This is a genomic window from Paenibacillus sp. FSL H8-0537, assembly GCF_038051995.1.
Classification (GTDB): domain Bacteria; phylum Bacillota; class Bacilli; order Paenibacillales; family Paenibacillaceae; genus Pristimantibacillus.
Map to the genome: position 1 here is coordinate 1509274 of NZ_CP150290.1, position 20548 is coordinate 1529821.

Consider the following 20548-nt stretch of genomic DNA (forward strand, 5'->3'; position numbering starts at 1 on the left):
TTCGATTGATCTAACAGCTAATCCGCCTTAAAGGCGGAGAGCACATATAGTGGTTTACGCCTTTTTCGTGCGGCGAATCGCATTTTGAGTCAAGCGGTCGAGGATAATTGCCAATATAACGATGGCGATCCCCGCCTCAAAGCCAACGCCGGTGTTGCCCTGCGTCACCGCACGGTATACGTATGAGCCAACGCCCTGTGCGCCAATCATGGATGCGATAACGACCATCGAAAGCGACAGCATAATCGTCTGGTTGATGCCCGCCATAATGCTTGGCAGCGCAATTGGCAATTGCAGCTTGACCAGCTTCTGCGACGGTGTAGAGCCGAAGGCATCAGCCGCTTCAGTCAGCTCTTCCGGAACCTGGCGAATGCCAAGATTGGTCATCCGAATCGTTGGTGGAATCGCAAAAATAATTGAAGCGATGACGCCAGGCACGACGCCAAGCGAGAAGAAGGAGACGGCAGGCAGCAAGTATACGAAGGCCGGCATCGTCTGCATGAAGTCGAGAATCGGAGTAACAATATTTTGAATGCTATTTTTACGTGCACACAAAATGCCAACTGGAACACCGACCACTACTGAAATGAGGGCGGAGGTCAGCACGAGCGACAGCGTCTGCATCGTCTGGCTCCAATAGCCGAGATTATCAATAATGAGCAGGCCGACAAACGTAAACAGCGCCATGCGCCATTTGCCGAGAAACCAAGCTGCTGCGGTAAAAAGAATAATCAGCACAATCGCAGGGAAAAAGTCGAGTGCGGTATTTAATCCGCCAACCGTTTCGCCAACGACCACTTTAATAAGCTTGAAAAGCGGACTGAGATGGGTATCAAGCCATGTTTCCAGCGCCCCGATCCAATCTGCTAAAGGGATTTTGGGTATATTCATGCTTTAACACCTGCCTCTATTTCGGTATTGCCTGCGAGTGCGGCAAGCACTGCGCCTTTAATAACGATGCCCTTTAATCGTCCATTTTCACCGATGACAGCAACGGGCAATCTCGCATTGCCCATCAGCTCGAACAGTTCATTGAGCAGCGTATCGGGCGATACGGTTGGAACATCACGCTGGGTCAGCGATTCAAGCGAGAGTCCTTCCTTCAAAGCCTTCGCAGCGTCGTCAGCCGTAATGACACCAAGCAGGCGCATTTCCCTGTCCACCATATATAAGCTGGAAATGCTTCTGGCACGCATGAGCTGGAGCGCAACGCGCGGTCCTCTCTCATTCGTAATCGTCTCGGCCTTCGCCATGACATGGGAGGCGGTGAGCACCTTGGACAAATCGACGTCTTCGACGAAACGCTCGACATATTTATTGGCTGGCTGCATCAAAATTTCTTCCGGAGAGCCAATTTGCACGATGCTGCCATCCTTCATTAGAGCAATTTGGTCGCCAATGCGCAGCGCTTCATTCAAATCATGAGTAATGAAGACGATCGTTTTTTTCATCTTCGATTGGAGCTCCAGCAGCTCATCCTGCATATCCTTGCGGATAAGCGGGTCAAGTGCACTGAACGCTTCATCCATCAGCAGCACTTCGGGATCGCTGGCAAGTCCTCTTGCAAGACCTACGCGCTGCTGCATCCCGCCGCTTAGCTGCTCGGGATAACTGTCGCCGTAGCCTTTCAAGCCTACAAGCTCTAAAGATTGAATCGCCATTTCCCGGCGCTTCGACTTGTTGATGCCCTGAACTTCAAGGCCGTATTCGATGTTTTGCAGCACCGTGCGATGCGGGAACAGCGCAAATTTCTGAAATACCATCCCGACATGCTTGCGCCGAAACTGCCTGAGCTGCTCCGCCGTCATTTTGAGCACATCCTTGCCATTAAACAGCACTTGTCCACCCGTAGGCTCAATTAAGCGATTCAATAAGCGAACGAGCGTCGATTTGCCGCTGCCCGATAAGCCCATAATGACAAATATTTGTCCGGCCTCTATCGAAAAATTGGCTTGATTCACGCCGACAGTCAGTTTCGTTTCTTTTAGAATCTTTTCCTTTGACCAGCCTTTATCCAGCAGCGGTATTGCTTTTTTTGGGTCCGCTCCGAAAATCTTGGTCAGCTTTTTAGCTTCTATAATAGCCATGTAGTACCCCCTCCACGATCCTTGGCACAGGAAGCGAGGTGGACGCTTTATCATAACGCTCCTTCACCAAGCTTCGAGTGTTCGTCTGCTTACAAGTGTAGTTGGATAACAATGTAATGGTCAAAAGGCGTGAGCCCCTGTATACTTTGTACAGTTATAACTTTACAAACTTTTCGTACAGAATACTCCTGATAACTCCCTTTTTCATATCAACATGTTTCTTTACATTACCCTAGGCGTTTGATTACAATACATGTTGTAGGATGAATGGGACACGCCACTCCTCAGGAGGAACGACATGGATGAACTTGCAGCATTAACAGAAGAGCAGCAGCAGCAGCTGCTGAAGACGCGCCGGCGCGTCATTGAATCAATCGGCAAAAACATGGATCTGTATGGCATAACGCTGTCCATCGGGCATTTATATGGCAATATGTATTTCAACCGCGAGCCTGTCACGCTGGACGAAATGAGTGCTACGATGGGAATGAGCAAAACGTCAATGAGCACTGGAATGCGGACATTATACGATCTGAAAATGATCAATAAAGTATGGGGCAAAGGCTCACGCAAAGATTTGTATGAGGTGGTGCCGGATTGGCATGAGAACTTCACAGACTTTTTCTCTATTAAATGGAGGAAGGCTGCTGAGCAAAATGTACTTGCCCTAACCCGTTCTCTTAAGGAAATTGAACAGCTGGAGGTAAATCCGGGACATTCCGAAGCCTTTCTTGATGTGCTCGCAAGCGACAGACAGAAGCTTCAGGAAGCGCTCGCGTATTACAAATGGCTGGGACGGCTCATTGATGCTTTTGAGTCAGGAGAAATCTATAAGCTGATTCCGAAGGAAGAGTAGGCAGCAGAATATCGCACGACCTAACATTCGTATAAAAAACATAGCTTTCGTGCAAGGCCGGTTGAATGCAACCGGTCTTTTCTGCGTCTCCCTGCAGGGCATAGTGTAAAGATAAGCACCTAAAACCGATATAGTTACTAGACGTTCTTATCTACTATAATTTGGAATGGGGGATTTGCAGTGCTTCATGCGCTTCTCGTTCATGACCGCGTAATCGAAAGAGCGATTATTACAACTGGTTTTACGGAACAAAATATACAAATTTCGGCCCAGAGCAGGCTGGAGGATGCTTTGCTCTGGTTCAAGCAAGGCGGCGAGGCGGATCTATGTCTGATTGATGCTTCTCTGACAGAGGATGCTGAAGCCGCGTGCCGCGCGATTCGTGAGGCAAGCGGCAGCAAGGAGCTATACATAATTTTATTGCTGGACATACAAGCCAGAAAACAACTGGAGCGGCTCTACACAGCTGGAATGAATGATTATTTATTGCGGCCCTTCGCCGCTGTAGAGCTTGCGCAAAAGCTCTGCATGCTCCTGCAGCTGAGAAAATCAGAGGCGGGGCTTGTGGAGACGGAGCTGGCGATGCTGCGCGCGAAGATTAAGCCGCATTTTTTATTTAATGCAATCGGAACCATTATTTTCATCAGCAAGCGGAATGCGGAGGAAGCGAGAGGGCTGCTTCGCAGCCTAAGTGAATTTTTGCGGAGCAGCTTTGATTTTGAGAATAAGGCGGAGTCCGTGTCATTCAAGGTTGAGCTTGCACTCGTTAACGCCTATCTGGACTTGGAGAAGGCGAGATTTGGCAGTCGCCTGCAGGTGAATTACGAGCTCAGAGCGACGCAGTTTCAGCTGCCGCCCTTTATCATTCAGACGCTGGTGGAAAATGCCATTCGCCATGGCATTACAGCCAAGCTCATTGGCGGCAGAGTTGACATTATTACGCTCAACGTTCATGGGGGCATTCGTGTCATTATTAAGGACGATGGAGTCGGTATTCCGGAGGAGCAGCTCGAAAGCTTTATGCGCATAAGAAAGCAGCCGCCAGGCAGGCGTTTGCCAAGTGGGCAGCAGCTGCGTCATGGAATTGGGCTTGCGAATACCAACGAGCGTCTGCTCCGTCATTTTGGCTCGGAACTGCATATTAGACGCCGCGAAAGTGGAGGCACGACCGTTACCTTTTTGATACCAGCACAGGGGGGGCATTAACATGTTGAATGTTGCGGTGGTGGATGATGAGCATTGGGCACTTGAGGAAATGAAGGAATATTTATCGAACTGTGAAGGAATCGGCTCCATTCAGCTTTATGATGATCCGGTGGAGGGACTTGCGGCTATCAAGCGCGAGCCGCCGGATGTCGTGTTCGTAGACGTTTACATGCCGCAAATTTCTGGTCTTACATTCGCGGAGGAAATGCTCGCTAATTGCCCAGGGACGGCTACCGTATTTGTCACGGCATTCGATACTCATGCGCTGCAGGCTTATGAGCTTAATGTGGAGGATTATATTTTGAAGCCAGTAGCGCCGCAGCGGCTTCAGCGAACGGTGGAGCGCGTGCTTCAACGTAGAAGCGGGAGGAATAAAATGGCCGCCGAGGCTGTTCAGCAGAAAGACAGAGTCGACGTGCAATGCTTCGGCAAGCTGAATCTGTACGGGACAGCAGGTCCCGTCAAATGGAAGGTGCTGAAAACGAAGGAGCTGTTTGCGTATTTATGGATGAACCGAGAATGCCGCGTGGAAAAAATTATAGATGATGTGTTCCCTGGAATGGAGGATGCGAAGGCAAGGGCATACATTCATACCTGCGTTTATCAACTCCGCCAGCTGTTGAAGCGGAATGGGCTCGACGGGCGGATTCGAATTAAATCGCTGCGGGAGAAGTATATTTTGACTGCTGAGCATATGTCCAACGATATTCTTGAATTTCAACTGCTGGCAAAACGAGCGGTCGATAGGGGAAGCGTATTTTTACTCCGCCAGGCGGTGAATTTATATATGGCGGAAGTGTTGACGGATATTCATAGCGTCTGGGTTTATCGGCTGCGTGAGCACTATAGATTAATTGGATGCTTAGTTTTGGAGCGGCTGATCGAGGAGCTGCTGAATCAAGGAGATATTCTTGTAGCAACGGATTATGCGCTCGAATACTTAAACAAGGAGCCTTACGATGAGGCGGCTTTATGGCTCGTCGTCCGCTGTTATATGAGAGGCGGCAACCGGGTTAAGGCGAGCACGGTATTTAAGCAGTTTTGCAAGCGTACTGCTGGGGAGCTTGGAGCTTGTCCGCATGCCGAGCTAGTGGACCGATATGAGTCGCTCATGCAAGCAACCTGATAACAGAACATAAGAAGCTGCCTTTTGCCTAAGAGAAAGGTGGCTTTTTTGCGTTTTTGAAAATATAGAGAAAGGTTATGATGTTTCCATCCATTTTAATTAAATTCGTTAAAATTCACTAAAAATCGACAAAAGATTCAGTTATGATTCAGAGCCGTTTGTTATTGTATAGGAAATAAGACGCAGTAAACAGCAAATCGGGAGGACGGAAGATGCATCGAATACTCGTGGTGGATGACTCTTCTTTTATGCGGCATTTAATCAAGCGATATATTGAAGAAGATCCGAAACTTAAAGTCGTAGGAGAAGCGAGAAATGGGGAGGAAGCTATTGCTGAAGCTCTACGCCTGCGTCCAGATGTCATTACAATGGATGTGGAAATGCCCGGAATGGATGGGCTTACAGCCCTTTCGGAAATTATGCGACGTGTGCCGACCCCCGTTATTATACTCAGCTCCTTACATAAATTTGGCGGGGAAGAGACCATTATGGCGCTTCAGCGCGGAGCGGTTGATTTTGTCGCCAAGCCGTCGGGAGAATTATCAGCCGATATTTATAAAGTAAAGTCAGAATTGTGTGAAAAAATAAAAAATGCAGCCGGAGCGCCGATTCAGCGGCTTCTGAAGCTCGCGGGCGTGCCGCAGGCGCTGCCTACGCCTCATCCTCAGCTGAGAAAAACAACCTTGGCCGCATCTATCGTCCGTGAGCTCATAGCGATAGGCTCCTCTACCGGGGGGCCGCAAGCACTAACCGTGCTGCTCAAAAGCTTACCCGCTGCTTTTGAGCATCCCATCGTCATCGTGCAGCATATGCCGGCGACCTTTACCGCTTCGTTAGCTCAAAGACTGGACGGAGTTAGCGCTGTGAAGGTCGTTGAGGCGAAGGATAAGCAGCAGCTTGTGAATGGAACGGTGTTCATTGCCCCCGGAGACAGCCATATGAATGTGGAGGAGAAGGATGGCAGTTACTTCATTAAGCTTCATCAAAAGCCACTTGCGGGGCTCCATCGCCCATCGGTGGATGAGCTGTTCCGCTCGGTGGCGGAGCTTAAGCGGCTAAAGCGTCACCTCGTGCTTCTGACAGGCATGGGCAGCGATGGCGCAGAGCAAATGCTTCAAGCTAGGAAGGCGGGGCAAGCAGCAACAACGATAGCGGAAGCGAAGGAAACCTGCATCGTTTACGGCATGCCGAAAGCGGCAGTTGATCGAGGGGCCGTCGATTATGTGCTGCCCATTGAGCAGATTGGCAGAAAGCTGCTGGACGTTACCAAAGGCAAAATATGAAAGGGGGTGAAATCATGCAGGGGGTAGAGCAAATGCAGTATGTGCAGTTTGGCGTAGGGGAAGAAAGCTATGGCATACGTATAGCTGAAGTACATGAAATTATACGTATGCAGGAAATTACCGAAATACCGAATTGCCAGTTTTATGTGAAGGGCGTCATTAATTTACGCGGCAAAATTATTCCGGTTATTAGCCTGCGAGCGTTATTTTCGCTGGATGAGGATGTGTATTCAAAAGCAACGCGGATCGTCGTTGTTCATCATCAGGAGGAGTCGATCGGCATTATTGTGGATCGAGTGCACAAGGTAACGACGTTTCACGATATTCAGCCTCCACCGGAGCGGGTAGGCGGCATCAACGGCGCCTATTTTACAGGAATCGGTCTTACAGAGTCAGAATTGGTCGGCATATTAAAGATCGATGAGGTGCTGCTGCGCGATTAATGCTTCTTGCTTCACATGGCATATTTCAAGCAGCAAGTCAGCTCTCAAGTCAACGCTTATGAGGTGGTGCATATGTTCGATAACTCGGAATTTAGGCAAGTGTTTCTCGAGGAGCTTGAGGAACAGATCATGACGATGGAAGAAGAGATTTTATCTTTGGAAAAGCAAGGCTCTCATTCTGAGGGCATTCAGCGGCTTTTTCGGGCGGCACATACGATTAAAGGCTCTTCTGCGGCAATGGGCTATATGGAGCTCAAGCAGCTGACCCATGAATGGGAGCATCTGCTTGATATGCTGCGTAATGAAGAGCTTGCGATGTCACGGGAATTGACGAATTTATTTTTTCAATGTCTCGACTTTATAAAAGATTTGCAAAACAGCATTATCCACGAGGAACTGCTGCCGGACCCTTCAGCGGTCATCAAGGAACTGGAACGGTTCTCGAAAGCTAATACGGAATCGGTCGCTGCTGCAAAGGAAGCAGCAGGTGATGCTTTGCCGGAAGAGGCGGAGCAGGTGCTGCGAGAATTTATACATAACGGCCAAACCGTATATAGGGTAACCGTCAAGCTCACCGAAGACTGCATGATGAAGCTGGCTCGCATTAGCATTATTGATATTTCCTTGCGGGCGTTTGGCGAGGTGCTGTGGAATGAGCCCAATATGAAGCTGGTGCAGGATGATCAGGATATTCATGCCGTGCGGTGGCTGATTGCCACTCAAGAGGTGGAGCCACTTGTTCTTGAGCAGGCGGTAGCTGGGCTGATGGATGTGCATAGCGTAAGGGTAGAGGCCATGCAGCCGTCACAACCGGAAGCTGAGACGGCGGCAGCTTTAGAGCAAGAGCAGGACAATGCGGACATGCTGCCCGGTTTTGCTGGAGGCGCGGCGGAGGAAGCCGCAGACAAGCCGCAGCAGTCCAAAGCTTCAATGAAACAGCAGACGATTCGCGTCAACGTGGAACGGCTGGAAAATGTACTCGATTTGCTCGGAGAGCTGGTCATCGACCAAACCCGCTTGAAGCAGGCCATTCAAACCTTGCATCAAGCACATGGATATTCGGAGACGATGGATGACCTCGGCGAAATTAGCGATCATCTATCGAGGCTGATTGGCAGCCTGCAGGAAAATGTGCTGAAAGTGCGGATGCTGCCGATTGAGCAGCTGTTCAGCCGCTTCCCGCGGATGGTGCGTGATTTGGCACAAACACTGAACAAAAACGTTGATCTGCAAATGGTTGGCGGCGATACGGAGCTTGACCGCACGCTTATTGAAGAGGTCGGCGATCCGATGATTCATTTGATCCGCAATGCGGTGGACCACGGCATTGAAATGCCGGAGGAGCGGCAGAAGAGCGGCAAGCCCGAGCAGGGAATCGTCCGCATCAGCGCGGCGCATGAGGATAATCAGGTTGTCGTCGTCGTCGAGGATGATGGCGGGGGTATTGATACGAACAAGCTGCGCAAATCCGCCGTCGCTAAAGGGGTCATTACGGCTGAGGAGGCGGCACTGCTCGATGAGCATAAGGCGCTGCGTCTGATTTTTCACCCGGGCTTCTCGACCGCTTCCCAGCTTAGCGATGTATCGGGCAGAGGCGTGGGCATGGATATCGTGCGGACGGATATCGAGCGGCTTGGCGGAATTATTGATATTGATACGACCGTCGGCGTGGGAACGAAGTTCACGATAAGGCTGCCGCTGACGCTTGCCATTACAACCGGCTTGCTCGTCAAGGCGAGCGACCAGACGTTTATTTTACCCATGAGCGCCGTCGTGGAAATTATTCGAGTCGATACAAGCACACTCAAAATGATTAAAGGCTCACCGGTTATTAAAATTCGCAATCAGATTGTCCCGTTCGTATGGCTGCATGAAATGTTCGGCTATTCACGCACGGAGGGCGGCTCTGAAAAAATTCCGGTCGTGATGATCGGCAGAGCGGAGCAGCGGCTGGCTATTGCAGTCGATCAACTGCTTGGCAATCAAGAGGTCGTTATCAAAACGCTGGGCTCCTACGTGGGCAAGGTGGATGGCATTTCAGGAGCAACGATATTGGGCAACGGGCGCATTGCGTTGATTTTGGAAATAGGCGGCCTTATGAAAAAAGCGAGTGGCATCAGCTAGAACAGCGTTAGCTAGATCGGTAAGAATACAAAGCAGCAGCAAATATTAGATAGAATAGGGAGTCATTCCTGTAATGAATTAAATTGAGGTTTGAACAAAAAAAGCGCCTCCTGTATGCTGGGTCATGGAATGGTGGTCATTCACTGCCCGAATTAAAAGGAGGACGCTCATTATGAAGTATAAACAATCGAAGAAACAGAATCAACGGATTACACGAATTTCGGAAAAAACGTTGGTGGTTGGTGCAGACATTGCGAAAGAAACCCACGTGGCCCGCGCTATCGACTTTCGGGGGATTGAACTCGGAAAGGACTGCGTCTTTTCCAATACCCGTACCGGACTGGAGCAACTGGTTCAGTGGATGAAGGAACTGCAGCGGGAGCATGCCAAGAGCGACGTCCTCTTCGGCATTGAGCCTACCGGACACTACTGGTTTAACCTGGCGGAGTATTTAAGCCAGCAAGGTATTCCTTTGGTTATTGTCAATCCGCATCACGTACACAAGAGCAAAGAACTGGAAGACAACTCACCGACGAAAAACGACTATAAAGATGCTAAAGTCATTGCGGACTTGGTACGAAACGGGAAGTACAGCCAGCCGAAATTGCCGACGCGTGTCTACGCCGATCTGCGGATTCTCATGAATCTTCGCGAGAAGATCATGGTGAATCTCGGACAGGTGCAGAGACGAATACAGAACTGGCAAGATCGCTTTTTCCCCGAATATACGGAGGTATTTAAAGATTGGGAAGGGAAAGCCTCGCTCCTTACACTAAGGGAATTTCCGATGCCAAGTGAGATCGTAGCCCTCGGGGCAGAAGTCATCGTTCAGCGATGGAAGAAAGACGTGAAACGAGCGATCGGAACGAAGCGAGCCGAGCTGCTGGTTGAAACGGCGAGAAGTTCGATCGGTTTGACGGAAGGTCTTCCGGCAGCCCAAATCGAGATTAAAGCGCTTTTGGAGCAGTACGACATGTTTGTCAGACAGCTCGAAGAGATTCTAGTCGAGGTCGAACGTCTACTTGGGCAAATCCCAGGAACGAAGGAAATGCTCACCGTGCCGGGGGTGGCGGTGGTCACCTTAGCAGGATTCTTGGCGGAAGTTGGAGATCTGAGTGGTTACGAGCATGGACAGCAGATTATTCGGCTAGCCGGACTGAATCTCAAAGAGAACAGTTCAGGAAAGAAAAAAGGCAAATCCAGTATTACCAAACGTGGACGTGCAAGATTAAGGGCCCTGTTGTTTCGAGCGGTCATGCCCATGGTGGCAAAGAATGCGGAGTTTAAGGCCTTGCACCAGTACTTCACCAAACGAACGCAGAATCCATTGAAGAAAAAACAATCGCTTGTGGCGTTGTGTGGGAAACTCATACGTGTCCTGCATACGCTGGGCACCAAACAAATGCCGTATGACGCAAAGCACGTGTTAGGGCCAGTACGTCAGGCTCAGTTACAGATGATAGCTTAAGAAAAACCGAATTCAGGTTTCTCACCAAACGGGAATGACCAAAGACAAAAGAAGCACGGAGTAGCCGTAGGATCGAATACCATAAGGGCAACGACCCCGTAAAGGAGCAAGAAACGGCATCCACCTCTTGAGAGGCAGAACGAAGGAATGTAAGGGCAGCGACCCCGCGTGACATGGGAGGGTAAGCCGTCAAGAGAACGTGTGGATATCCAAGGTGCGATCATCGGAAAAATCCATGGCTGGGGACAAATATCCCCAATCTCTATTCCCGCCACCGGCTCCGCCAGAAAATATTGTCATCCTTACATGACTTCTCCAACTCTCGATCTGTCAATGGCTGAAAATCTAAGAATGAGTGAGCAAACAAGAGAATTTATTAATTTATAGTGGGAGGATATATGATATGAATTGGTTCTACAACTTGAAAATCAGCGTCAAATTAATATCCGCATTTCTGATTGTTGCGATTATTTTAGGTGTCGTGGGGCTATTCGGTATTTACAATTTGGGTAAAATGAATGTGTCCCAGGATGATATGTATTTCAATAATTTGATTCCGGTTAAAGAAGCTTATGAGGCACAGGTCAACTATACTCGCATGCGGGTTCAAATCCGAAACCTGGATATGCATGATACGGAGCAGCAGAAGCAGACAGAGCTTGCTACAATTAGGGAAACGACAACACTTGTCGAGCAGGCTGTTGAAGAATATAAAGCAACGGTTTTGAGCGATGATGCTAAAAGGATCTTTGATAGCTTTGATACGGATTGGAAAGCTTATTTGGCTATTTATAACCGGGGTATTGAGCTCAGTGTCGCTGGTCAGGAAGCTGCGTTTAAAAATTTGATCAGCACCGAATTAAAAGCGCAGGGTGATATTATTTTCAATACGCTTGAGGATAGCATAGAGCTCTCGATTCGTGAAGCGGACGCAGCAAACCAGCAAGGGGAGCAAACATACAACAGCGCACTGTTGATTACGATTGTCATTGTGGTGCTAGCGTTCTTACTGAGCGTTATTTTCGGAGTTGTGCTGTCCCGCATGATTTCGAGGCCGCTTAGTCGTATCGTTGTACTCGCAAGAAATGTGGCGGACGGTGATTTGCGCGAGAAGGCGGACATCCATACGAAGGACGAGGTCGGAAACCTTGCTAATTCCTTTAACCATATGATTGATCGTTTGAACGGAACGGTTAGTGGGATTGTGGAATCCTCGCACAGCGTTGCCGCGGCAGCAGAGCAAATCTCGGCAGCGACCCAGGAAATCGCAGGTGGCAGCACGGCGCAGGCATCGGCGGCACAGACGATTCATGAGCTGTTCAGCGAGCTGACGATGGCGATTCAATCGGTTGCGCAAAGCACGGAGCAGGCTTCGGAGCTGTCCGATTCCGCAATGAAAATTGCTAGAGAAGGCCGTACGATTATCGACAACTCGGTGAAAAGCATGAATGGCGTGCGCGAGCAAATGTCCCAGCTGGAGCAGGATTCCCATCAGGTTGGCGATATTATTGAGGTCATTGAGGATATTGCCGATCAAACGAATTTGCTGGCGCTGAATGCTGCTATTGAAGCGGCACGTGCAGGCGAGCAAGGTCGAGGCTTTGCGGTCGTTGCCGATGAGGTGCGCAAGCTGGCGGAGCGGAGTGGCGAAGCGACGAAGAAAATTACGGTCATCATTCAAGGCATGCAGCAAAATACAAAGCGCAGCGTAAATGCAGTCGAGGAAAGCGCAACGCTGTCGGAGAAAACGGGAGAAGCATTCGAGCGCATTACGAAGATGGTCAACGATACAGGCCACCGCGTATCCGAAATTGCGGCAGCAAGCGAAGAGCAGGCAGCTCAAGCGGCAAACGTATTAGCAACGGTTGAAAATGTTTCCGCTGCTGCCGAGGAGTCAGCAGCTAGCAGTGAAGAATCCGCTGCGACCGCGCAATCGCTGGCCCAGCTCGCGGATGATCTCCAGCATACGGTGGCGATCTTTAAAACGGCATAATGATTGATGGAACAGGTGCGAATGTGAAGCTCACATAAAAACCCTAGGGGATTCGCACCTCAGAAATTGTAGAACGGTGTCGAATTAGAGTAGTTTCAAGAAAAGTCAAGGTTTGTCTTAGATTTTTTTGGAATTAGATGTATTGAAAAATAGAGAGATTGATGCCATTATGGTATCAATCTCTTGTTTTTTCGCTGTCGCACTCCGTATGGAGTGCGTGGATTGAAACACGGTTACATCAGCGTCCGCGCTGACAAACTCTATGTCGCACTCCGTATGGAGTGCGTGGATTGAAACAGTGATCGCACGCGAGATGATCGCGGCAGGCATGATGTCGCACTCCGTATGGAGTGCGTGGATTGAAACCTTGCAACAAAGTCACTTGTCTCGCTCTACCTCGGTCGCACTCCGTATGGAGTGCGTGGATTGAAACTTTTTCTTTAATAGACAAAACACGTTCCAACGCTGTCGCACTCCGTATGGAGTGCGTGGATTGAAACTCTGCTATGGATAAATCGACGAACCCTGGGGCGTCGTCGCACTCCGTATGGAGTGCGTGGATTGAAACATAGATCCTTATTTGCATGTCGGAGCTTTCTTTGTCGCACTCCGTATGGAGTGCGTGGATTGAAACACCGCTATTTAAAGCCTGCTACGCTGGCCTACATCGTCGCACTCCGTATGGAGTGCGTGGATTGAAACTGACCTGATAATATAGGTCTCTCACCCTAAAATGGTCGCACTCCGTATGGAGTGCGTGGATTGAAACGATTTTTCATTACCTGTAAGGTGTTATTAAACCGTCGCACTCCGTATGGAGTGCGTGGATTGAAACAAGTGTCTAACAGAATCTTGCACTAGTGCAATTGAGTCGCACTCCGTATGGAGTGCGTGGATTGAAACTCCAATGTCGGTATAGCTACCATAATTCCCGAGAGGTCGCACTCCGTATGGAGTGCGTGGATTGAAACTGCTGCTTTTGGCGTTGCTGCTTACCAGCCGCTGGAGTCGCACTCCGTATGGAGTGCGTGGATTGAAACACGCAGTTTGATGATCTGAGCTGTCGGCAGATTGTCGCACTCCGTATGGAGTGCGTGGATTGAAACATGGCAGCCGAATTTTGCTTGGTTGGAATATGATGTCGCACTCCGTATGGAGTGCGTGGATTGAAACAGCGATGAACGATTCGTTACGCGTTTAACAGAGTTATGTCGCACCCCACATGGAGTGCGTAGATTAAAACCGCATATAGTATGCAAAAAGTATGATTATTTTCTTTTTTCATTTTCTTCCAATTATATTAATCAGAACCTTACGCTCCTACCTCTCTTGAAAAAACGGAGCACCTTAACACCAAAAACACCCGAAAATCCGCCAAAACAGCGATTTCGAGTGTTTTTGCCATGCCTATTTACTACTTAATATACACGCTGCCGAACGGCAGCACTTCACGAAGCAATCGCTTGAAAAAGCCGTCGTTTTGCAGCGGATGCTCCAAATCTTTTCCATGCGAGCCGGTCTGAATGAGGACAGGACCGCTACCGGTTATTTTCCACTGTACATTCATGTTCTGGCTCGCCAGCTGATTGCCGTACACGGCAAGCTGGATGGTCGCATTCGCGGGATAAGCGACAAGCGAGCTGGTATTTACAAAAAGCGGGCGCTCCTTGTCCAATTGCAGCACCGCAATGTCGCCGCTTGTGATGACGCCAAGCTCGCCGGGGCCGGAGAAGCGCATCCGCACCAGCTCGCGGGTAATCCATACATTTTTCATTTTCTGAATGACGCTTTTGAGCTGCATGCCGTCTGTGAAATAGAGCACGTGGCGGTAGTCGAACAGCAAATCGCTTTCGGGTCCAATCGTGATCGTCTCCAGCGAGCAGCCTGGCGGCAAGCCGATTATAAATTCGGAGGGGCCGCTTAGCACAGCGCGCACCCATTTCTTTTTGCGATAAACGCCTGCCAAATTCATAAAACGATCCTCGCGCTGCTGCGGTGCGCCTTGGTAAGCAATAATTGCTCCCGGATGGAGCACATGGAGCTTGTCCGCATCCTGAAGCGTCACCTTCACATGTCCAATCGGAGCGGGGGAGGTTGCTTTCATCGACTACACTCCTCTGCCAGCATGCTTCTGCTTGCGCCAAACGAGATAGCGCCATACGCGCAGGGAAAGAATATAGACGAAAATCAAACTCATAATGATGAGTGCTGTATTGATGAGCTTTTGCGTAAAGCTGGCTTGCTTCTGCTTGATTTGCTCCATTTCTTGAATAAGCGCGTTGTTCTGTTCCATTAGCTGCTCATTGGTTTTGCGGAACTGCTCGTTCTGCTGCATGAGCTCCTCTTGCCTGGCTGCGTATTGCTCTGCGTTTTGCAGCGACTCGGTGAGCTGCTCCTTCTGTGCATCAAGCTGCTGCTTGGCATCGATATATTGCTGCTCCAGCGCGTCGATTTTTTCGGGGGCCGAGAAAATGCCCTTTATGTTGCTCCACATGCCTGCTTCGGCAACCTGATGCGGAAATAGCAGAAATAGCAAGGACATGAATAATAGAGTAGAAACAAGGAATGGCGCTTTTGGCAACGTTGATCCCTCCTCTGATAATGCGATAGCTTTAGTGTAGCTTCTTTTTTGCCCATTTGCTAGATTGGCTGGACATGTTTATCGAAAGAATGATTTTTTTCGACAGCATCTATGCGGGCAGCAAAGCAACCTAAAGAGTTATACGACATTAAATGAGGATTGGTAACGGTAGAAAATAATAGAATTGCAATTTTACTAGGATGTGTATGCAGATTGGTTTCGGCCAGTTGCGCCTTGCTTAGCTCCAATTGGTCGGGATGCTCATTCCTTTCTTGCGGACTGAGGTTCCGCTATTTTGGCTTTTAATTCTATTTCAAGCACGAAGCGGACAGGAAATCCGCTATTGCCCCCATTATCCCATCAATATGACGAAAAGCAGCGCATTAGCTGCTCCTGAGTCCGCATAAGATGCCATAACCCATGATTTTGCTAAAATAGCTGCTACTGTGTCCGCCAAGTCGATCCATTTGCAGGGATTTCACATTCATGAGGGATGACATCCCAGTAGAAGAGTGTATACAGTAGAAGAGCGCATACGTTAGACGCAAAAGTTAGATGCTAAATTCGATCAGGAGTTGGCTCTCATCTACTTCTACATACAAGCATACACATACACGCACGCACGCACACACACACACACTTTCTCTCTTTCTTTCAAAGGTCTCCCTAACACACAACCGATTATCGCGCTTCCAAGCAAGGCAGCTCAAGCTCGGCGGTAAGTCCGGCTCCAGGCCCGTTAGTTAACGCCAGCCGTCCGTGATGGGCTTTGGCTATTCGGAAAGCCATTGGCAGCCCGAGACCATGTCCGGAAGGTCTGGCATATTTTCGATTTGCGGAAAAAGGCAGCTCCAGCACATCGGCCAGCTCTTCCGGCGCGATGCCTCGTCCATTGTCTAATACGATGAAGCGGCACGTATGCTTGTCGCCTGCAAGCTCTACTCCCAGCCTGATATCGCATCCCTGTGGATTATGGCGGATCGCATTGTGGACGAGATTGGTCATGGCACGCAGCAGCAGGCGCTCGTCCCCGTATATTTGGGCGGTTTCGTTTATGTCGTCCATTTCGAGCGTAAAGCTGGGCTCAAGTCCGGCATTAATAATATCGGATGCCACCTGGCGAGTCAGTGCTGCCAGCCGCAAAGCCTTCGGAGTGAGCGGCTGCATTTCATATTCCAGCATGGACACGAGATTCAAGTCACTTACTAAGGTGCGAAGCTTCTCTGCTTGATAGCGGATAATACCTGCGTGCTTTCGCTGCAACGGAGGAATACCTTGATGCTCCTCCAGCTCGCTGGCATAGCCGAGCACCATGGAAAGCGGGGTGCGAATATCATGGGAAATGCCGGCGATCCAGTTGGATCGCGCTTCATCCCTGCTTTTGAGCGAAGCATTTTTCTGATGCAGCAGCGACGAGGTATGGTTGACAGATTGGGCAAGGTCAGCGAGCATTCCCTTGGGCTCAAGCTGTACTTCCTGATCCGCGGCAAGCTTCTGTATGCCCTGCGTCAGCGGACGGATGGAAAGCAGGAGCCGGGAACCGATCAGCAGGGCGACAATCAGCACCAGCACAAGGTTCCCGATGAGAAGGAGCAGGGCGCGCAGCGGCAAATTTTTGACCCAGTCGGTCGGCAGTATATGCTGGTATTTGACTAGGCTGTCCTTCGGATAACCGATTACGATAAGTCCTTCTGCATGCTCCCACACAAATACGGGATAATCCATCAGGTAGCTCATGGAAAGCTTGGCGACGTCCGTCAAGCTATAGTGGGCAGGGAGCTCTTCGGGCAAGCTTTGCCCCCACGTGACCAGCCCCGCCGAGCTAATTAACATCGCCCACACCTGCTGGTCTTCCAGCAGTGCCGCCGTTTCGGCCTCAAGAACATACCCATTATTCGCAGTCTGCAGCCCTTCGGCCGTATGCCGCACAACCGCAGCTGGCGATTTCCCCTCGACCGTCCCTGTACTAACCCAGATGAGCAGCAGCAAAAAGTTAAGCAAAAGCAAAGAGAGCGAGATGAGCATCGTCGCCCCAATAAAACGCTTTAAAATACGTAGGGTGCCTCCCATTATTCATCCCCCTTGACCAGCAGCTTGTACCCTAAGCCGCGAACGGTCAGCAGATGCTCGGGATTGGAGGGCAGCTCTTCTATTTTCTCGCGAATGCGGCGAATATGGACCATTAATGTATTTTCATAACCATAATAATCATCGCTCCAGGCTGCTTGGCAAAGGGCATCATTGGTTACAATCCGGTTCCGGTTTTCATAAAACTTGGTTAGCAGGACAAGCTCCTTAGCGGTTAAAGAAACATCCTCGCTGGACGTCCGCACAATGCCGCTTTCCAAATCAATAACACGGGGGCCCAGTTGAAAAATAGGGCGCTGCTCCTGACGGAATGGTGCATATACTCGCCGTAAAATCGCGCTCAAGCGCAGCAGCAGCTCGCGCGGCAAAAAAGGCTTCACCATATAATCGTCGGCGCCTAGCCCAAGACCAAGCAAGCGATCCTCATCCTCTCCTCTGGCGGACAGAAAAAGCACAGGAACGCTTGAGAACTGCCGCAGCGACTTGAGCAGAGAGAACCCGTCCCCGTCAGGCAGCATAATATCCAATAGGACGAGGTCCGGCTTAGCCGCCCTTATGTTACGTAGTGCCTCTGCGCAGGTAGCCGCCTGAAAAATGCGGGTAAAGCCTTCTTTGCGTAAAAAACCTTCGACCATTTCCCTTAAATCGCTCTCATCATCGACGATGAGCAGTTTTTTATGTTTTAAGTCTTCCATATTATTAATCACCCATTTTCAGTATACCTTGCTTTTGCTGGTTTTGGAGCGTGACAGGCCGTCATCGGCTCGATTTAAGGCTGACGTAAGGTTAGCTTCAGTTTACAGCAAGGCGGCATCGTTATGCTTGATTGACAATATCAAGATTGGAGTGAATGACGATGCAGGCGATTGTATGTACCCGCGGCCTGTCCAAACGATACGGCAGCAGCTATTCGGTCGAAAAGCTCGATTTATTGGTGGAAGAGGGAGAGATTTATGGCTTTCTTGGACCGAATGGAGCCGGGAAATCGACGACTTTAAAAATGATTCTAGGGCTCGCTCAGCCGACGGAGGGCAGCGTATCCGTATTCGGCAAGGAGCTGGCCAAGCACCGCCGTCTTATTTTAAGCCAGACGGGCTCTCTGATTGAATCGCCCTCCTACTACGGCCATCTGAGCGGCTTGGAGAACATGCGCGTCGTGCAGAGGCTGCGGAATGTGCCCGGCAGCCATGTGCGGGAAGCGCTAAGAATTGTCCGGCTGGAGGAGCAGCAGCATAAAAAGGTATCGCAGTACTCCTTGGGCATGAAGCAGCGTTTAGGGATAGCGATGGCGCTGTTGGCCTCGCCTAAGCTGCTGGTGCTGGATGAGCCGACGAATGGTCTTGATCCGGCAGGTATCGGGGAAATTCGCGAGCTGATTAAATCTTTGCCGCAGCGCCTCGGAATGACGGTGCTAATATCCAGCCATCTATTGTCGGAAATCGAACAGATCGCCACCTCAGTAGGCATTATCCATCAAGGCAAAATGCTGTTCCAAGGCAAGCTGGATCAGCTGCGAAATGAAAGCCGGCCGACAATTGCCTTTAAGACGAGCCAAAATCCGATGGCGCATTCGCTGCTCGCTGCCCAAGGCTTTACACCGATTTTACAGGATGGCTTCCTGCGATTAAGCCATCTGACAGATGCTCAGGTAGCGCGAATCAACAGGGAACTGCTTGCAGCAGATATTGATGTGCTGCGCATAGAAGAGCATAAAAAAAGCTTGGAGAGCCTGTTTCTCGAATTGACAGGGAAGGAGCGCAGCTTATGATCCGCTCGATTTGGCTGGAATGCTACAAGCTGCGCCGAAGATACGTCGGGATGACGGTACTGCTGATGATTGGGGTAGAAATGGGGTGGGCGTTTCTGGCAACAAGCATGTCCATCGCCCGTAATCCTGATCAGGCAAGCTGGGAGCCGCTTATTGCGATGACGGCATCCTTGAACGGTCTGTTTGCCCCTATTCTCGCAGCGATCTGCGTATCGCGTATTTGTGATATGGAGCATAAGGGCAATACGTGGAAGCTGCTGCTTTCCATGTCTGTCAAGCGGGAGAGCTTATATGCTGCCAAATATGGCTGTGTGGCCCTTATTTTGCTGTTTGCCTGTTTTGTGCAAATATTAGCGCTGATTGGCTTCGGCAAAATGAACGGTTTTGAGGAAGAGGTGCCGATTATGCTGCTCGGACGCTTGCTTGCTGGAACGATGGCTGCCCATCTGGCCGTCATTGCCCTGCAGCAGTGGTTATCCATGGCGCTTAAAAATCAGGCATTCGCGCTATGTCTCGGCATGCTTGGCGGGTTCATTGGCATGGCTGCTGATTTGTTCCCGAGTGCAATAAGGCCATTGTTCATCTGGTCGTATTACTCGGGTCTTAGTCCGGTTGCCCAGAGCTATACGGATAATCAGCTTGAATTTATAGCGCGGGATTTAGGAGCAGGGCTTCCCATGCTGGGACTGCTGCTATTCCTGGGGTTGTTGATCTATGGGGCAGGCCGATGGCATGTATCCAGACAGGAGGTGTAGAGTATGCTTATGCTGAAAAGGGTAGTTCCCGCTGAATGGCTGAAGCTGCGCCATTCGCATCTATGGATCGTATTGCTTGCGCTGCCGATTGTCAGCGTCCTGATGGGCTGCGGTAATTTTTATATGAATCAGGGTGTATTGCAAAATGGCTGGTATAGCTTATGGTCGCAAGTCGGGCTGTTTTATGGCGAGTTTTTCTTTCCCACGCTGATCGCTATTTGCTGTGCCTATCTTTGCAGATTAGAGCATGCAGGTAAAAACTGGAATATGATGATGACAGCTCCGATTCCGGTTGCCAGCATTTTTTGGGCCAAGCTCTATACGGCCAGTATACTGACGGGCTTTGTGCAATTGGTGTTTGTCCTGCTCTATATGATAGGGGGAACAATGGTTGGATTAAGCCTCTCCGAATTGCCAGGAGAATTATTCGGCTGGCTCGTGCGGGGCTGGCTGGCTGCTGTTACGATTTGCAGCTTTCAATTGCTGCTGTCCTTGCGGATACGCAGCTTTGCCGTCCCTGTAGGAATCGGGCTAGGGGCAACCTTTCTGGGGCTGGGCATGTATGTAGCGAAGTCGGGGCTGTTTTTTCCGCATTCGCTGTTGACGATTGGCATGGGCGTGCTGAGCCCGGAGAGTTTGCCTGTTCAGCAGCAGCTGACGGTCGTTGTTGTGAATTTGCTCTATACGGCTGCATTTAGCGCCGCTGCCATTTACCAGCTGCGAACGGCCGACGTTTCGGCATAAAGCCGCATCATCCTCGGACACAGGAA

At 50.0% G+C, this 20548-nt stretch carries 17 protein-coding genes and 1 CRISPR repeat array; of the genes, 11 read left to right on the forward strand and 6 right to left on the reverse strand.

The window, feature by feature from the left end:
• Positions 1-54: 54 nt before the first annotated feature.
• Both MHB80_RS06115 and MHB80_RS06120 read right to left on the reverse strand, forming a co-directional pair.
• Entirely contained in the window at positions 55-891 is an 837-nt protein-coding gene (locus MHB80_RS06115) for a proline/glycine betaine ABC transporter permease (RefSeq protein ID WP_341281341.1), read from the reverse strand.
• Entirely contained in the window at positions 888-2087 is a 1200-nt protein-coding gene (locus MHB80_RS06120) for a glycine betaine/L-proline ABC transporter ATP-binding protein (protein WP_341281342.1), read from the reverse strand. Before MHB80_RS06120 ends, MHB80_RS06115 begins: the two co-directional genes overlap by 4 nt.
• A 298-nt stretch (positions 2088-2385) precedes the next feature.
• On the opposite strand from MHB80_RS06120, the gene MHB80_RS06125 reads away from it, so the two are divergent.
• The 8 genes from MHB80_RS06125 (at position 2386) to MHB80_RS06160 (ending at position 12586) form a co-directional block, all read left to right on the forward strand.
• A complete protein-coding gene (locus MHB80_RS06125) occupies positions 2386-2943 on the forward strand; it encodes a GbsR/MarR family transcriptional regulator (protein ID WP_341281343.1) in 558 nt (185 codons plus the stop codon).
• 180 nt (positions 2944-3123) lie between these two features.
• Complete coding sequence (locus MHB80_RS06130; protein ID WP_341281344.1) at positions 3124-4149, forward strand: histidine kinase; 1026 nt, start codon at positions 3124-3126, stop codon at positions 4147-4149.
• Position 4150: 1 nt separating this feature from the next.
• Positions 4151-5275 (forward strand): response regulator, encoded by a 1125-nt coding sequence (locus MHB80_RS06135; protein ID WP_341281345.1) that lies wholly within the window; start codon positions 4151-4153, stop codon positions 5273-5275.
• Positions 5276-5487: 212 nt separating this feature from the next.
• Positions 5488-6558, forward strand: a complete 1071-nt coding sequence (locus MHB80_RS06140) for a chemotaxis response regulator protein-glutamate methylesterase (RefSeq protein WP_341281346.1) — start codon at positions 5488-5490, stop codon at positions 6556-6558.
• A gap of 14 nt (positions 6559-6572) precedes the next feature.
• The gene (locus MHB80_RS06145) at positions 6573-7001 is read left to right on the forward strand and encodes a chemotaxis protein CheW (protein WP_338554800.1); all 429 of its coding nucleotides are present in this window, start codon (positions 6573-6575) and stop codon (positions 6999-7001) included.
• A gap of 72 nt (positions 7002-7073) precedes the next feature.
• A complete protein-coding gene (locus tag MHB80_RS06150) occupies positions 7074-9125 on the forward strand; it encodes a chemotaxis protein CheA (RefSeq protein WP_341281347.1) in 2052 nt (683 codons plus the stop codon).
• A 172-nt stretch (positions 9126-9297) separates the two neighbouring features.
• Entirely contained in the window at positions 9298-10593 is a 1296-nt protein-coding gene (locus MHB80_RS06155) for an IS110 family transposase (RefSeq protein ID WP_341279604.1), read from the forward strand.
• Positions 10594-10996: 403 nt separating this feature from the next.
• Positions 10997-12586 (forward strand): methyl-accepting chemotaxis protein, encoded by a 1590-nt coding sequence (locus MHB80_RS06160; protein WP_341281348.1) that lies wholly within the window; start codon positions 10997-10999, stop codon positions 12584-12586.
• 196 nt (positions 12587-12782) lie between these two features.
• Positions 12783-13829: direct repeats of the CRISPR family, unit length 33 nt; unit sequence GTCGCACTCCGTATGGAGTGCGTGGATTGAAAC.
• Positions 13830-14000: 171 nt separating this feature from the next.
• Here the strand turns inward: MHB80_RS06160 and MHB80_RS06165 are convergent.
• The 4 genes from MHB80_RS06165 to MHB80_RS06180 form a co-directional block, all read right to left on the reverse strand.
• Positions 14001-14690 carry an AIM24 family protein gene (locus MHB80_RS06165; RefSeq protein WP_338554803.1) on the reverse strand — a complete coding sequence of 230 codons (690 nt, stop codon included), beginning with the start codon at positions 14688-14690 and terminating at the stop codon, positions 14001-14003.
• Positions 14691-14693: 3 nt separating this feature from the next.
• Positions 14694-15167: a hypothetical protein gene (locus tag MHB80_RS06170; RefSeq protein ID WP_341281349.1), complete on the reverse strand. Its 474-nt coding sequence runs from the start codon at positions 15165-15167 to the stop codon at positions 14694-14696.
• Between the two features lie 681 nt (positions 15168-15848).
• Positions 15849-17237: a HAMP domain-containing sensor histidine kinase gene (locus MHB80_RS06175; protein WP_341281350.1), complete on the reverse strand. Its 1389-nt coding sequence runs from the start codon at positions 17235-17237 to the stop codon at positions 15849-15851.
• Positions 17237-17950, reverse strand: coding sequence for a response regulator transcription factor (locus MHB80_RS06180; RefSeq protein WP_341281351.1), 714 nt, complete (start codon positions 17948-17950; stop codon positions 17237-17239). Before MHB80_RS06180 ends, MHB80_RS06175 begins: the two co-directional genes overlap by 1 nt.
• Positions 17951-18105: 155 nt before the next feature.
• Between MHB80_RS06180 and MHB80_RS06185 the strand changes: the two genes are divergently transcribed.
• The 3 genes from MHB80_RS06185 to MHB80_RS06195 are packed head-to-tail and all read left to right on the forward strand — an operon-like array spanning position 18106 to position 20522.
• The gene (locus MHB80_RS06185) at positions 18106-19023 is read left to right on the forward strand and encodes an ABC transporter ATP-binding protein (RefSeq protein ID WP_341281352.1); all 918 of its coding nucleotides are present in this window, start codon (positions 18106-18108) and stop codon (positions 19021-19023) included.
• Positions 19020-19778, forward strand: coding sequence for an ABC transporter permease (locus MHB80_RS06190; protein ID WP_341281353.1), 759 nt, complete (start codon positions 19020-19022; stop codon positions 19776-19778). The genes MHB80_RS06185 and MHB80_RS06190 overlap by 4 nt, the downstream gene beginning before the upstream one ends.
• A gap of 9 nt (positions 19779-19787) precedes the next feature.
• Complete coding sequence (locus tag MHB80_RS06195; protein WP_341282874.1) at positions 19788-20522, forward strand: ABC transporter permease; 735 nt, start codon at positions 19788-19790, stop codon at positions 20520-20522.
• Positions 20523-20548 lie beyond the last annotated feature (26 nt).

What these genes read in the sequence shown, in the direction of transcription:
- MHB80_RS06135 (WP_341281345.1), top strand. Translation starts at nt 4,151, where the DNA reads ATGTTGAATGTTGCGGTGGTGGATGATGAGCATTGGGCACTTGAGGAA.
- MHB80_RS06160 (WP_341281348.1), top strand. Translation starts at nt 10,997, where the DNA reads ATGAATTGGTTCTACAACTTGAAAATCAGCGTCAAATTAATATCCGCA.
- MHB80_RS06125 (WP_341281343.1), top strand. Translation starts at nt 2,386, where the DNA reads ATGGATGAACTTGCAGCATTAACAGAAGAGCAGCAGCAGCAGCTGCTG.
- MHB80_RS06140 (WP_341281346.1), top strand. Translation starts at nt 5,488, where the DNA reads ATGCATCGAATACTCGTGGTGGATGACTCTTCTTTTATGCGGCATTTA.
- MHB80_RS06150 (WP_341281347.1), top strand. Translation starts at nt 7,074, where the DNA reads ATGTTCGATAACTCGGAATTTAGGCAAGTGTTTCTCGAGGAGCTTGAG.
- MHB80_RS06145 (WP_338554800.1), top strand. Translation starts at nt 6,573, where the DNA reads ATGCAGGGGGTAGAGCAAATGCAGTATGTGCAGTTTGGCGTAGGGGAA.
- MHB80_RS06180 (WP_341281351.1), bottom strand. Translation starts at nt 17,950, where the DNA reads ATGGAAGACTTAAAACATAAAAAACTGCTCATCGTCGATGATGAGAGC.
- MHB80_RS06185 (WP_341281352.1), top strand. Translation starts at nt 18,106, where the DNA reads ATGACGATGCAGGCGATTGTATGTACCCGCGGCCTGTCCAAACGATAC.
- MHB80_RS06165 (WP_338554803.1), bottom strand. Translation starts at nt 14,690, where the DNA reads ATGAAAGCAACCTCCCCCGCTCCGATTGGACATGTGAAGGTGACGCTT.
- MHB80_RS06115 (WP_341281341.1), bottom strand. Translation starts at nt 891, where the DNA reads ATGAATATACCCAAAATCCCTTTAGCAGATTGGATCGGGGCGCTGGAA.
- MHB80_RS06195 (WP_341282874.1), top strand. Translation starts at nt 19,788, where the DNA reads ATGCTGAAAAGGGTAGTTCCCGCTGAATGGCTGAAGCTGCGCCATTCG.
- MHB80_RS06155 (WP_341279604.1), top strand. Translation starts at nt 9,298, where the DNA reads ATGAAGTATAAACAATCGAAGAAACAGAATCAACGGATTACACGAATT.
- MHB80_RS06120 (WP_341281342.1), bottom strand. Translation starts at nt 2,087, where the DNA reads ATGGCTATTATAGAAGCTAAAAAGCTGACCAAGATTTTCGGAGCGGAC.
- MHB80_RS06175 (WP_341281350.1), bottom strand. Translation starts at nt 17,237, where the DNA reads ATGGGAGGCACCCTACGTATTTTAAAGCGTTTTATTGGGGCGACGATG.
- MHB80_RS06190 (WP_341281353.1), top strand. Translation starts at nt 19,020, where the DNA reads ATGATCCGCTCGATTTGGCTGGAATGCTACAAGCTGCGCCGAAGATAC.